This window comes from uncultured Algibacter sp. (assembly GCF_905480415.1).
Classification (GTDB): Bacteria; Bacteroidota; Bacteroidia; order Flavobacteriales; family Flavobacteriaceae; genus Algibacter_B.
Genome location: NZ_CAJQQI010000165.1, coordinates 1 through 15,360 on the forward strand (window position 1 = coordinate 1; position 15,360 = coordinate 15,360).

Here is a 15,360-nt window from a genome sequence, read left to right on the forward strand (position 1 = left end):
TTTGATTAAAAATTTCTGTGCAGATATACGTTGTCTTCTTTTAGTTAACAAAAAGTCTACAGTATTCCCTTCTTTATCAACTGCTCTGTATAAATATCTCCACTCACCCTTTACCTTAATATAGGTTTCATCTAGTCTCCACCTTTTTCCAACTAATTTTTTTCTCTTTCTGAATTGTTGTTCTACAAGGGGTGTGAATTTGAATACCCAGCGTTGAATAGTAGCATGATCCACTTTGACTCCCCTGATAGATAAAAGTTCTTCTACATCTCTATAGCTAAGACTAAACCTTAATTTGAAGTAAACAGCTTGTAATATGATTGTTTTAGGAAAACAGTGACCTTTGAACATTTTTTGGAAGTAAATATAATAAATTTGATTTTCACTTACATTAGATGCGACAGAACCAATAATTGAATGTGTTCACCACGATATTCTAAATCAAATTGTTTGGAGTCAATATGTTCTTTCATATTTTTTAGATATTATCAATTTTCAAAAAATTCTTAACGTTTTAATGTAAAATAACCAACAAATTTTTGTTCTTCAATAGTAATGCTATACCAATAGTCACTTGTAGGTAATTCTTTTTTTTTAAGGGCTTTGCGCAATCGTTTTACTTCTATAGAATCGGTCTCTAGTTTTATAGTAGCCTTTGGAGAAGCTTTTGTTTTTTGACCTGCTCTCCACTTATAAATCCGTTGCACCTGAACTCCTAGCTCATCTGCTAATTCTTTAATGTTTTCTCGCTGATAACTTAATCGTACTGCTTCTGATTTAAACTCAGTACTGTAAACTTGTTTTTTCATTATTCTAAGATATTTGTTTTTATTTAAACAGTCTTAAAATTTCTGTCTGAGTAAATGTAGTAACTCCACTATTTTCATTGCAAATTATTTAGAACAATATTCTCAAACTAAGTTCAAGAAATAATTGAAAAATACTACCCAAAAAGAGCCTTCACTTTTGGAGTTCGAACTCGGTCGTTTGACTTGTCATACTCTATTTTTGACGGAAATTGAAGGTTTTGTATTTTCGTATCTTGTTTTTTTATGAATTTCTGTTGGTTGCGCCATTTGAGCAATTTTTTAAATATATTGACCGAAAAAAGAACTATTAAATGTGAATTTAATTTGAATTTTGTCAGCTAATTATTTAAAGTATATTGATGAAAAAAAATAATAGTATTAATCAGATTTTTGCACTCTTTTTAATTGTCAATTCTGTAATAAATGCACAATCAGTCCAAGAGCATTCTAGACAAATACAACCTAACTTCTTATTCGTTTTGGTAGATGATCAACCTTTTGACGCATTGGGGATGAGTGGACGCTATCCGTTTTTAGAAACACCTAATATAGACAGATTGGCTAAAGAAGGTGCACAAGTAGAAAATTTTTTTGTAACACAATCTATTTGCTCTCCTTCAAGAGCTAGTTTCTTAACCGGTACTTACCCTCATATTCATGGTGTCAACCAGAACAACCGACATGTAGATCCCAATTGGAATGAGTTTGCTCCATATTCTTCTCATTTACAAAAAGAAGGTTATGAGACCGCACATGTAGGGAAAATTCATATGGCACATTATAAAGGGAAAGAGCATATCAGGCCCGGTTTTGATTATTGGTTTAGTTTTGTGGGTCAAGGAAAATATTTTGATCCTCCCGTCAACGAAAACGGAAAGGAATATCAAGAAAAGGGATATATGACAGATATCTTGACTGAAAAGGCTATTTCTTGGTTAAAAGAAAAACGAGATCCAAACAAACCATTTAGTTTAAACCTTTGGCATAAAGCGGTACATCAACCACATTTGCCAGCTCCTAGACATGCAGATTTATACAAAGATGAAAAATTACCAATACCGCCTTACAATACCCACAAAGAAACTTTTAAAGGCAAACCAGAATGGCAACGAAAAAAAACTTACGGGTTTGATTGGAAAGATAACCTCCCAATCCCTGCAGAATTACCAGAACAAGAATGGCCTATAAATTATGATAGAAATATGGATTTGTTACGTTGCTTATCATCAATTGATGAATCTTTAGGAAGCGTATTAGCCACTTTGGAAGAAATGGGAGAGTTAGATAACACTGTAATTATCTACAGTAGTGATAATGGTTATTTTATGGGCGAGCACACTTTTTTAGATAAACGCTTAGCTTATGAGAATTCAATGCGCGTACCTATGCTTATTCGCTATCCAAAGCTTATAAAACCAAACTCCGTAATAGATGAGCAATGTCTTAATATTGATATGGCTCCAACAATTCTTAACCTTGCAGGAATAGACAAACCGGACTATATGCAGGGAGAGTCTATGGTGAATTTATTGAAGGGTAAAAAAGAGGATAACTGGAGAAAATCAATTTTGTTTGAATATTATTTAGATACTTATTGGCCTTATGCTGGACCAAATCAAATCGCAGTTAGAACGGAAAGATATAAATTGGTGGATGTTTTTTTAAAAAATGATATTGATGAGTTGTATGACCTTAAAACTGACCCAGGAGAAATGAATAACTTGATCAATAATCCTGACTATGATAAAATAGAAGCAGAACTTAGAGAAGAAGCTATAAGGTTGAAAAAGAAATACAAATACAATCCTGATAGAGATTGGTGGTTAAAAGAAGTACTAAGGTCAAAACGAACCAAACAGAAGCATTAGTTGTTGTTGCCGACTGAGATTTTTTTAAGAGAAGCACAATCCTTATAAAGATATAAATTGTATTTTTATAAATAGTTGTCCTTGTTGATGTTAATTTTCAAAATTCATTGTTATAATGAGATGTATTTTTTACATAGTTTACTTTTTAATGTTTTTTATCCCGGGCCAAATATATGGACAGCAAATTAAACATCTTGGTGCTTATGATGGGGTTAAAAGTGGTGCTGTACGTGTTTTTGCAAAGGATACTTTGGGCTATATGTGGATTGGAACTGCACAAGGCTTAAATAGGTACTCTGGATATAATTTTAAAAACTATAACAAGTATACAACCCATGGCGTTGTAGATATTATTAGCAAAAACGGAAATCTGCTTGTTTTAGGTTCTAAAGGAGAACTTTTGCAATATCAATACGAACAAGATCGCTTCACAAGCCTTTTAAACTTAAAGTTCCGCAATTTTTTATGTTTTGAACAAATCAATGACAATACTATAATTATTGGTCTTAAATCGGGGTTATTAATTTATGATTTTAAATCAAAAAAATTAAGTAAAGTCTTATATCCAAAGACCTTTTTTAATAGACAAATTCATGTAAAACAAAATAAAGTATACGTTGCATCTACAAAAGGAATCAATGTGTACGATTTTTTTGAAAAAAATAATCAATTAGTAAAACACAATACACTATTAAAAAATATTGAAACCCTTGATTTTGATTTTGACAAGCAAAATCGGATTTGGGCAGGAACTTACCAGAAAGGCCTTTTTGTTATTGATAATGAAAAAGTAAATAAAGTACCCCTTTTTGATAAGCGAATAAAAACAACTACGATAAGATCCATTGTGTTTGATAAAGATGATAAAGCATTAATAGCACTAGAAGGACTGGGTTTATTGACAATGAATGAAAATTTTAAAGTTGTTAATAAAATAAAATACAATCCGAATAGTTTAAACTCCTTAAGTCAGAAAAGTATCTATAAAATTTTTGTTGATAACGACAATATATATTGGCTTGGGCTAAGAGAAGTTGGTATTGATTTGATTTTCCCTAGAGATAATGCCTTTAAAAATATCTCTTACGTTCCATACAAATCAAACAGTATTCCCAACAATTACATCCGCTCTATATACTTTGAAGAAAGTGGAAATGTTTGGTTTGGTTCAGAAAATGGCCTCAGTAAACTTTCACCTGAAGGAAAGTGGACTAATTATAATAAGAACTCAAGTCTTTTAAATAAGCCCGTATTAACTATTAATAAGTATGGGGAACATCTCCTTTTAGGTGTTTATGGTAATGGATTGCTTCAGTTTAACCCAAAAACAGGAGAAACTAAAGACTTTCCTTTAATAGAAAATGAAAAGAAATCTAAATTAATTTTTACAACCTACGTAGATGAGAATGATATATGGGTAGGAGGAATTGATGGTCCTGTAAAACATTATCAAAATAGTACCTTAGTAAACAGTTATAAAACTGGTAATGCCAGAACAATTGTTGCAGGTAATAAAAATATAATATATGTAGGTTCTGCAAATGGATTGTTTGAAATTAATAAGGCCACAAAAAACTTAAAAAAAATAAAAAGCCTAGGCTTCAAGAACCTTGACCAGATTTACTCATTATTTTTTGATAAACAAAACAATTGTCTTTGGATTGGAAATACGCAAGGGCTCTTAAAATATGATTTTTCTACCAATGATACAACACTACTAAACAAAGAACTAAATTTTGAATCGGGCACGGTTTTTTCCATTCAAAAAGATGCAAACCAAAATTTGTGGTTAGGAAGCTATTCAGGATTATGGAAATTAAATACAAAAAAAACTATTATTAGTAAGTATGATACTAGAGATGGTATAACGATTGAGACTTTTGGCATTGGGGCTTCTACAAAATCTAATGACGGGCGTATAGCTTTTGGCGGGCCAAAAGGTGCTGCGCTATTTAATCCATTAAATCTGCCAAAAGAAAAAGAAGATTTTAAGATTTATGTTTCTGATTTCAAAGTGAATGGTGTTGTGCCTGATAGCACAATCCTTAAAAAAAACATAAATTTCCTTGAAAAGGTTGAACTTAATTATAACCAGAATTCACTAAGTTTTGATTTTGAGACTCCCAGTCTTTATGGATCAAAAAAACAGACATTTTCTTGGCAGTTAAAAGGCTATGATGAACACCCTATTATATCAAAAAATAGTAGGATGGCTATTTATTCAAAAATACCCCCAGGTACTTATTCTTTAGAAGCTAAAGTCACCAATGTAAATGGAGTATCTTCTATAGAAACGTACACTATTGATATCATTGTTAAAAACCCATTTTGGCTAAGTTATTGGGCTTTTTTAGGATATACTATACTGGGATTTGTACTATTATATTTATTTCTTCAACTAAAACAATCAAGAACTCAGAAAAAAAATAACGAAAATAAAATAAAATTTTTCACCGAAGTTGCCCATGATATTAGGACACCAATTACATTAATTCAACTCTTGGTTTCTCAGCTTTCTTCTGAAGAAAATAAATTTCAAAATAGCTTTGATTTAATTCATCGAAACACGCAAAATTTAAACGAATATGTCACACAGCTTTTAGATTTTCAAAAAGCAGATCGTGGGATGCTTAAATTATCCGTAAGTAAAGTAGATTTAAAAAAGGTTTTGCATAGAATTGTTGCTGAGGTAGAGCCATTACTCAAACAAAAATCTATAGATATTTCCATAGCCGTGCCAAAGACCTACCTATGGTTTGATGAGAATAAAATGTCTAGAATTTTTTATAATTTAATTTCAAATGCTATTAAATATAATGAAGAAGGTGGGCATATTGAGATAAATGCTTCAGTAAATAACAAAACTATTAAAATAGATTTTATTGATTATGGTTTTGGGGTTCCCGAGAAAGAGCAAAAATTAATTTTTTCAAGATTTACAAGAGGAACTAACATTAACAATAAAGGAATTTCCGGTTCTGGCATTGGTTTAATGATTTCAAAAAAAATAGTTGAATTACACGGTGGGAAAATTGAATTAAAAAGTAAGGAAAATTTGGGTGCTACGTTTTCTGTGATTTTACAAAAAGGAAGTGAACATTATAACGAAAAAGATATATTAATTAAAGATAAAGACACAAATAAATCTGAGTTTATTGAAGATGATATTAACTCAAAGATACGCATACTACTTGTTGATGATAATGAAGATTTAAGAGTAACTATTAAAAAGGAATTAGAAAAGAAATACACCGTTATAGATGCACCTAATGGTAAGGAGGCACTTTTAATAGCAGTAGCAAAAAATCCAGATTTAATCATAACAGATGTTATGATGCCTGTAATGGGTGGCAAGGAATTATGTAATATCATAAAAACAAATTTTCAGACGAGTCATATCCCTGTTATTATGATCACAGCTTTAAGTGAAGTTGATGATAAAGTGGAAGGATTAGAAATTGGAGCAGATGCTTATGTTGAAAAGCCTTTTAATATGAAAATTTTGATGGCAACAGCTAACAACCTTATCAAGTCTAGGCAAAGGTTAAATCAAATTTTTAACCCAAATTCAGAAGATAAAGTAAAAATCAAATCAGCTGATGATAATTTCTTATCTGAGGTGGTTCAAATAATTAAAGACAACATTACAAATAGTGAATTTTCAATTGATTTAATATCTGAGAAAACTGGGCTCAGCAGGTCAAGTTTATTTCGAAAATTAAAAGGATTGACAAATATGTCGCCTGTAGATTTAGTGATTAGAATTAAATTAAATCACGCAGCAGAATTACTTAAGAATAAGGCAGATATGAGAATGAGTGATGTGGCTTATGAATCAGGTTTTAACGATCCAAGATATTTTAGTACGTTATTCAAAAAGACCTTTGGCAAAACACCAAAAGAATATAGTATAGAGAATTAAAAAATTAAGCGGTTTTTCTTGAAGTGTATAGATACTAACTAATCAAAAATAGAAATGGCTTGTATCTTCTTTCTAGTTACCAAATATTAAACACTAATGGATAAATATTAAACATTAAAATACAGAGTTTCTCACAAATTTGTTCATATAATAAGAACTTCATATTATGAGAAAAATAGTCTTCTATATCCTGATGTTGTTTCCTGTAATTCTGGTCGCACAAGAAATCACACTTAAAGGAACTGTAATAGATAGAGATTCTAAAACACCTCTTCCAGGGGTATCTATTTTAATTAAGAAAACTTCAAAAGGTGATTTCAGTGATTTTGATGGTAATTTTGAAACAGCTACCAATAATAACATTGATTAGCCCCTTGAACAATCGTATTAATTTAAAAATGACTAAAAATAAATTCACTTTTTTATTCCTATTAATTCAGTGTTTCTACTCTTTTGGTCAGAAACCCAATATCGTCTATATATTTGCAGATGATTTGGGTTATGGAGATTTGAGTTGTTATGTTGCAAAAGATATCAATACCCCAAACATTGACCAGATTGCTAAACAAGGAATTAAATTTACAGAATTCTATTCAGCTTCATCAGTTTGCAGTCCTTCTAGAGCAGCCTTGTTAACAGGGAGATATCCACAACGAATGGGAATAAATACTGTTTTTTTTCCAGAGAGTTTTACAGGCATTCCTGATACAGAAATAACAATTCCAGAAATACTAAAAGAAAAAGGATATGCAACTGGAATCGTTGGAAAATGGCATTTGGGACATCATTATCAATATTTACCATTGCAACAAGGTTTTGACGAGTATTTTGGAATTCCGTATAGTAATGATATGGAGAGCGTTGTATATATGAGAGGAAATGAAGTAGAATCCTATAAAGTAAAACAACAATACATTACCAAAACCTATACAAAAGAAGCACAAAAGTTTATTACAAAAAACAAAGACAATTCGTTTTTTCTCTACATAGCCCATTCTATGCCACATGTTCCTCTCTATGCTTCTGAAGAATTTATAGGAACTTCTAAAAGAGGTTTATATGGTGATGTAGTACAAGAGCTAGACTGGAGTGTAGGGCAAATTCTAAAAAGTCTTCGAGAACATGGAATTTTAGAAAACACACTTATTGTCTTTTCTAGTGATAATGGACCATGGCTAGCAATGAAAGAAGATGGAGGGTCTGCAGGAGACTTAAGAGAAGGAAAAACATTTACGTTTGATGGAGGTATGAAGGTACCCACAGTAGCTATGTGGAAAAATAGAATTCCTCAAGGCATTATTAATAATGAAGTAGCCAGCCAAATGGATTGGTTTCCTACAATAGCTAATATTACAGGGAGTTCAATTCCGAAAGGTTTGGTTATTGATGGATTGGATATATCTAAGGTTTTAACTGATAAAGGAAATCGTAAAAATTCAGATTTACTCTTTCTTGATGGGAAACAATTACAGGGGTATAGAAGTGGACAATGGAAAGTAAAATTGCCGTATAAAGGTTTTAGAGGAAATAAATGGAAGCAATTAGTAAAAGCACATGACACCTTATTATTTAATTTAAACACAGACCCAGGAGAAAAAAACAATCTCTTTGAAAAGTACCCAGAAAAGGCAAAGGAAATACTGAAAGAAATGATTGAGAAGTATCAAGACATGGGAAAACTTCCTCCTTCACTTATAACCAAAGCACAAGCAGACCAAAGTCATTTTAAAAAACAATAAATCATAACAGATGAAAAATAACAGTACCTTGTATCTATTAATAATTGGATTAATCTTAACTTTTTTAAGTTGTAAAACTTCAAAATTAAAGAATGACAATGATGAAAAGCCCCCTAACTTTATTGTAATTTTAACGGATGATCAAGGTTGGAATGGAACCTCTGTTCAAATGATGGATGATGAAGTTCAATCAAAAAGTGATTACCATCAAACGCCTAATTTAGAAAAATTAGCAAATCGCGGTATGCGGTTTTCTTCAGCCTATGCCAGTGCACCAGTGTGCTCTCCATCGCGTTATAGTATTCAGTTTGGACAAACTCCAGCACGCTTAAAAATGATAAGAGTAGGGATGAATACCAAGCATATCAATCATCAAACCTCTTACACCATTCCAAAACTGTTAAAAAAAGTCAATCCAGATTATAAAACAGCTCATTTTGGTAAATGGGGAATTGGTGTACACCCCTCAGAGCTTGGTTATGATGAAAGTGATGGTATTACAGGAAATAAAGATGGCGTTTTCAATTACAAAGCAGGCGGTAAACAGTGGCAAAATAATGTTGACGAGGACCCTAAAAAAATATTTAGTACGACTGAGAGGGCAATTGACTTTCTTAAAAGACAAGCCATGTCAAATACCCCATTTTTTTTACAAGTTTCTCATTATGCTGTTCACTCTGATGTTATGATGCGAAAGGAAACACTAGAAAAATACAAAAACATTGAAAAAGGTACCTATCAAAGACATGCTGGTTTTGCTGCAATGACGGAAGATTTAGACAGTGGAGTTGGATTATTACTTGAGCGTTTAAAGGCATTGGGGTTAGAGGAAAACACGTATGTAATATATACGTCTGATAATGGCGCTGTTCCAATAATGCCTCCCAAACCTAAGTACAATAAAGGCTCAAATTTCCCTTTAAGTAGGGGTAAGTGGGATGCCATGGAAGGAGGAATTAGAGTGCCTTTTGTTATCACAGGGCCTCAAATTCTTGCTGGATTAGAGTCAAAAACACCCATTACACATTCAGATTTGCTACCCACCATTATTGATTTAGCTGGACTAAAGTTACCTCTTCAAGATGATTTAGATGGAGGAAGTTTCAAAGCAATACTTGCCAATAAAGGCAAAGGAAATGTTTCACGTTTTTCGGAAGGATTAATCTTTCATGTGCCTTATAAAAATGGAATAGCACTTAAAAGAGCACATTCTGCCATCATAATTGATAACTTTAAATTGATAAAGTTCCACGACAGTGGTGAACTTATGCTATTTAATCTTAATGAAGATTTAGAAGAGAAAAACAATCTCGCATTATCTCTCCCTAATAAAGTCCATACACTAGAGAAAGCACTAGATACTTATTTAAGTAAGGTAAAAGCTCCTAAGTGGAAGCCAGGAATTACTTGGAAAGATAAGCTTATCGAGAAAATAAATTCTTATCACTAGTTTTTATACCATACAATAGCGTTTTACTTATAAAACCCTGTAAATGTTGACTATAATTATTCGATTTGGTTAAATATTTTAACTATTTGAACAATTTTTAAATTATCAACTAGCAATTAACATATAATTTTATTGAAAACTAATATACAATGATGAAAAAATTTATTTTACTAGCAATTTTAATGGTCTTTACTTTAAATGTAGTTGCTCAAGATGATCTTACTGAAAAAGCAACTAAAATCACCAATGAGATGACAGAAGTTCTTTCTTTAAATGAAGAAAAAAAAACAATGGTTTATGAAATTCAATTGAACCGTTTTCAGGAAGTAGTATCAATACGTGAGAAATACAAAGACGATGCAGAAACAAGAAAACCTGAATTAAAAAAAGTGTACAAGCGCTTATTTGGAAAATTAAAAAAAGCTCTTGGTAAAGCCAAGATGCAACAATGGGCTGATTATAAAAGAGAAATAGGTCGAGAATAAAAATTAAATAATTAAAAACACAATATCATGATTAAAAAAATTACTCAAAATGTAACTAAATTAATTTGGCGAAATAGTCTTTTTGCTTTCGCTTTATTATTAAGTATGACTGCCAACTCTCAAGTAGTTGGTGATGAATATTTAGCAAACCCTGGTCTTAATTCAACATTAGGAACCTCTACAACTCCTTCAACAGGCGTTGATGGTAATGGTCAAATGTCTGCTTCAAATACAGCTGGTTGGACAGAATATAATTCAGTAGCTTATATTGATTCTGGTGGAACCGATGGAAACTGCCACTCTGAAGATAGAATGTTTAGGCTTTATAAAAAAGGAGGAACTTTGGGACAATTTGTAGCTCAGACAGTAACGCTTCCAGCTGGTAATTATAATTGGTCATTTTGGACTAAGTGGGGGGCAGAGGTAGATTATAACGCTGGAGCTGCGGAAAAGCCTGAATTTACAATCTCGGCTGGAGAAAGAGTTCTCCAAACTACGATTACGACTGAGCCAAATGCAATTCAAACATGGGTTGAACAAACCGGTGTTTTTAATAACCAACATGCCAGGGATATAACAATAAAGTTTTATAAATATGGTGGAATTACTAATGATGAAACAAACCTTAATCAACTAATGTTTGTTGATGATGTTAGTCTTAAATATGCAAGTCCATTTACCTATATAGAAGATGATGCTTCTTTATCTGATTTGACGCAAGGCGGAGCTACAATTGCTGGTTTTACTGAAATTAAAACTACCTATGATATATTTTTAGCAGAAGGAACAACTGTTGTTCCTACAATAGTTGCAACACCTAACAATCCAAGCGCAACTGCTGCAATTACAGCTGCAACAAGTATTCCTGGAACAACAACAATCATTATTACTGCTGAAGATGGAACAACTACTAATAATGTTTCTATTAATTTTAGCATTCCAGCACCTGGCCAAGAATTTCTTACGAATCCTAATATTAATACCACAGCAACTTCTACTGATACCGGTGTTGATGGTTCGGGTAATTTTCCTGCCCTAGGTGGTTGGGGCTCTGGAGCTAATGGTTCTTATGCACCTACCAGTTCTGGAAATGGGGACTGTCACTCTGAAGATAGAATGTTTAAATTTTTTGCAAAAAATGATGCTTTTGTCAATCAAACAGTAACGCTTCCAGCTGGAACCTATGACTGGTCTTTTTGGACTAGGTGGGCTGCATTGGTAACTTGGGCTGCTGACGGAGATGTTAAACCTAAGTTTACAATCATGACTGACGATGATGGCGATGGTACTTTTACAGCTGTCCAAACCACGATTACAACTCAGCCGACTGCAGTTAATTCATGGGTTCAGCAAACCGGCACCTATTCAAATGATATTTCAAGACAAGTTAGAATCAAATTTTCTAAAAGTGGTGGAACGGATGCTTTGCCAACCAACCTTAATGAACTTATGTATATAGACGATGTTAGTCTTAAGTATAATGGAGCAAATCTAGGTGTTTCAGATCAAGATATAATGTCAATCTCAATCTATCCAAATCCTACATCAGACTTTATATCAATTAAAGGAATTGAAAACATCAATTCTATAAAAGTATATTCAATATTAGGAGCTTTAGAAAAAGAAGTTTTCAATACCAATCAAATAGATATTTCAGAGCTTTCATCTGGCATTCATTTGATTAAAATTGATAATGGAACTGGAACTGTGTTTACTGAAAAGATCATTAAACAATAAATAAAAACATTACAAAAGCTGATAAAATCAAGTATAATCTATTTTGGTTTTATCAGCTTTTTAACTTCTTTAAAATTCAATTTTTGTATACTTTTAATAAATTATTCCTTCTGATTTTTATTTTGACGGTATCAAATTGCTATAGTCAGAATAGTAAAGATTCAAGTAAATCACCTAACATCATATTCATCTTTTCAGATGATCATGCAACGAACGCCATCTCTGCCTATGGTGGTATTTTTAAAGAATTAGCACCAACACCACATATAGACCAAATTGCCAGTGAAGGAGCCTTATTAACCAATGCCTTATGTACCAATGCAATTTGTGGACCTAGTAGAGCAGCTATTTTGACTGGAAAATACAGTCATATTAACGGGTATTATAAAAATTATAAAGGAGGAGTTTTTGATAGCAAACAATGGACATATCCACAGGAATTAAAAAAAGCGGGGTATCAAACAGCTTTGGTTGGTAAATGGCATTTAGCATCAGAACCCGTTGGTTTTGACTATTATAAATACCACCTATCTCAAGGACAACAAGGTTTGTATTGGAATCCTGTGTATAATGACAATGGCAAAAAAATTAAAGAAAAAGGGTATGCAACAAATTTAACTACTGATTTTGCTATAGATTGGCTCAATGGAAGAGAAGAAAAAGAACCTTTTTGCCTGATGTTACAATACAAAGCCCCACATCGTGAATGGGCCCCAGACACTAAATATGAAGACCTGTGGGACGATATAGAGATGCCATATCCAGCAACCTTTAATGACAATTATAAAGGACGAGAATTAACCGCTGGGAATACTGAAATGACGATGGATTATTTTTCTAGAAAAGACATGAAAATGACGCCTCCAGATTCTCTTTCTAAGAAAGAACGTGGTAAATGGCTGCGATTTGGATTTAAACCTGGCGAAATTGTAGCTCCTTCAGAGGATTTATCTAGTGAAGAGATTCGTAAGTGGAAATACCAAAAGTATATCAAAGATTATTTGGCAACTATAAAATCTGTAGATGATAATATTGGAAGAGTATTAGAGTATTTAAAAGCAAACGGATTAGAAGAAAATACCATCGTTGTCTATGCGTCAGATCAAGGATTTTTTCTAGGAGAACATGGATTCTTTGATAAGCGTTTCATGTACGAAGAAGCATTGCGTATGCCATTTATTATTCGTTATCCAGGAAAAATAAAACCAGGAACCATTGTAGAAGATATTGTTTCAAATATCGATTTCGCCCCAACTTTATTAGAAATGGCAGGTATTCCTGTTCCTGAAGCAGTCCAAGGCAATAGTTTTTTTTCCAATCTTAAAGGAAAAACCCCACAAGATTGGAGACAATCCATGTATTACCATTATTACGAATACCCATTTTACCATCGCGTTCAACCGCATTACGGAATACGAAATCAACGTTATAAATTGATTCATTTTTATTATGATGTTGATGTTTGGGAATTTTATGATCTTCAAAATGATCCGTCAGAGATGAATAATCTAATAAATTCTGACGCTCATGCTGAACGCATTGATAGTTTGAAAACTGAATTATACCGTTTGAAGAAAGGTTATGGCAATACTATGTCATTAACTGAATTGAGAAGTATTTCCGATACTGACTTTGGAGGGTTAGAATCAACTAAAAATTAGATTCCATGTTTTATACAAAAAAACAAAAAGAATTATTTAATAGAATTATGAAGCAGATAAATAAAAATGTTGAAAATAGCTCTAAAGAAAATAATAAAATGAAAATTCTAAGTAAAAAGCACCCACAAACTGATACAATAAAAATGATAGTTTTATGTGCCCTACTAATGCTATTTGTTTCTTTTAAAACAACTAAGAATGATGATCCTATATATTTAGACCCCTCTAAGTCCGTTGAAGCTCGTGTAGCTGATTTAATGAGTAGAATGACTTTGGAAGATAAAGTCTATCAAATGAATCAGTTTGTTGGGTTGGAGCATATGAAAAAAGGCAACCCAAATGATGATAAAGAAAATAATGATGCACAAGGATTTTATAAAACACTATCTGTAAATGATATTTCAAAAATGTGTGAAGAAGGAAAGATAGGTTCCTTTTTACATGTATTAACGGCTAAAGAAGCAAATTATTTACAAGAATTAGCTTTAAAATCACCACTTAAGATTCCCGTTTTAATTGGGATTGATGCCATACATGGTAATGCTTTGGTGTCCGGTACAACAGTATATCCATCACCAATTGGATTAGCATCCACATGGAATGATGATTTTTTGTATACCATTGGAAAACAAACAGCTAAGGAAATGCGCGCTACAGGAAGCCATTGGACCTTCACCCCTAACATTGATGTATTACGCGATCCTAGATGGGGAAGAGTTGGAGAAACATTTGGAGAAGATCCTTTTATGGTTGGTAATATGGGAGCTTCAATGATACGTGGATTTCAGCAAGATGATTTTACAGGCACAGAAAAAGTAATTGCCTGCGCAAAACATATGATTGGTGGAGGAGAATCAATCAATGGGTTAAATGCTGCTCCTGCAGATATTTCAGTCCGTACACTAAGAGAAGTGCATTTTCCACCTTATAAAAAAGCTATTGATGCTGGCGTATATTCCATTATGGCGGCACATAATGAGATAAATGGTGTTCCATCTCATATGAGTAAATGGTTAATGACTGATGTGTTACGTAATGAATGGAATTTTCAAGGTTTTTACGTAAGTGATTGGTTAGATATTGAACGTATTAACACATTACATCATACCGCAAAAGACATGAAAGAAGCCTCTTTTTTGTCTGTTGATGCTGGGATGGATATGCACATGCATGGACCAAAATTTACAGATGCTATTATTGCATCAGTCAAGGAAGGAAAACTTTCAATAAATCGTGTAAATGAGGCTTGCCGTAAAATTTTAACAGCGAAGTTTAAGTTAGGGTTATTTGAAAATCGATTTGTAGATTTAGAGAAAAAAGAGGAATTACTTTTTACAGAAGAACACAAAGCGACTGCATTAGAGTCTGCAAGAAAAGGAATCGTATTACTTAAAAATAATGGGATATTACCTTTACAAAAAACGACTTCAAAAAAGAAAATATTTGTAACAGGACCCAATGCAAATAATCAATCTACTTTAGGAGATTGGCATGCTGCCCAACCTGATGAAAACGTAATTACTATTTATGAAGGAATTAAAACTTTAGGAGAAACCAAAGGCTATGCTGTAAACTTTTTTAATTCTGGAGAAAATATTAGAAATATAAAAAGTTCTAAAATTAAAGAAGCTTCAGAAAAAGCCAAAAATGCAGATTATGCAATTGTTGTTGTAGGAGATAATTCTATGC

11 protein-coding genes are annotated in these 15,360 nt (G+C 32.5%); 9 read left to right on the forward strand and 2 right to left on the reverse strand.

What is annotated here, in order from left to right; translation table 11 throughout:
- Positions 1-351 (reverse strand): IS6 family transposase (locus tag QZ260_RS11485; protein WP_295986359.1); only part of this gene is annotated, 351 nt, incomplete at its 3' end.
- Positions 352-506: 155 nt separating this feature from the next.
- Entirely contained in the window at positions 507-809 is a 303-nt protein-coding gene (locus QZ260_RS11490) for a transposase (RefSeq protein WP_295986361.1), read from the reverse strand.
- Between the two features lie 359 nt (positions 810-1,168).
- Here QZ260_RS11490 and QZ260_RS11495 point away from each other — a divergent pair, with 359 nt between their 5' ends.
- The 9 genes from QZ260_RS11495 to QZ260_RS11535 all read left to right on the forward strand — a co-directional run.
- Entirely contained in the window at positions 1,169-2,677 is a 1,509-nt protein-coding gene (locus tag QZ260_RS11495; RefSeq protein ID WP_295986363.1) for a sulfatase, read from the forward strand.
- Positions 2,678-2,825: 148 nt separating this feature from the next.
- Complete coding sequence (locus QZ260_RS11500) at positions 2,826-6,599, forward strand: hybrid sensor histidine kinase/response regulator transcription factor (protein ID WP_295986365.1); 3,774 nt, start codon at positions 2,826-2,828, stop codon at positions 6,597-6,599.
- A 166-nt stretch (positions 6,600-6,765) separates the two neighbouring features.
- Positions 6,766-6,969: a carboxypeptidase-like regulatory domain-containing protein gene (locus QZ260_RS11505; protein ID WP_295986367.1), complete on the forward strand. Its 204-nt coding sequence runs from the start codon at positions 6,766-6,768 to the stop codon at positions 6,967-6,969.
- A gap of 28 nt (positions 6,970-6,997) precedes the next feature.
- On the forward strand, positions 6,998-8,338 hold the full coding sequence (locus QZ260_RS11510; RefSeq protein WP_295986369.1) for a sulfatase: 1,341 nt from the start codon (positions 6,998-7,000) through the stop codon (positions 8,336-8,338).
- A 10-nt stretch (positions 8,339-8,348) separates the two neighbouring features.
- Positions 8,349-9,788: a sulfatase gene (locus QZ260_RS11515; protein WP_295986371.1), complete on the forward strand. Its 1,440-nt coding sequence runs from the start codon at positions 8,349-8,351 to the stop codon at positions 9,786-9,788.
- A 149-nt stretch (positions 9,789-9,937) separates the two neighbouring features.
- Positions 9,938-10,273: a hypothetical protein gene (locus QZ260_RS11520; protein WP_295986372.1), complete on the forward strand. Its 336-nt coding sequence runs from the start codon at positions 9,938-9,940 to the stop codon at positions 10,271-10,273.
- Between the two features lie 27 nt (positions 10,274-10,300).
- Complete coding sequence (locus QZ260_RS11525; protein WP_295986374.1) at positions 10,301-12,010, forward strand: T9SS type A sorting domain-containing protein; 1,710 nt, start codon at positions 10,301-10,303, stop codon at positions 12,008-12,010.
- A gap of 122 nt (positions 12,011-12,132) precedes the next feature.
- A complete protein-coding gene (locus QZ260_RS11530; protein WP_295986376.1) occupies positions 12,133-13,671 on the forward strand; it encodes a sulfatase in 1,539 nt (512 codons plus the stop codon).
- Between the two features lie 5 nt (positions 13,672-13,676).
- On the forward strand, positions 13,677-15,360 hold a 1,684-nt coding region (locus QZ260_RS11535), incomplete at its 3' end, for a glycoside hydrolase family 3 protein (RefSeq protein ID WP_295986378.1).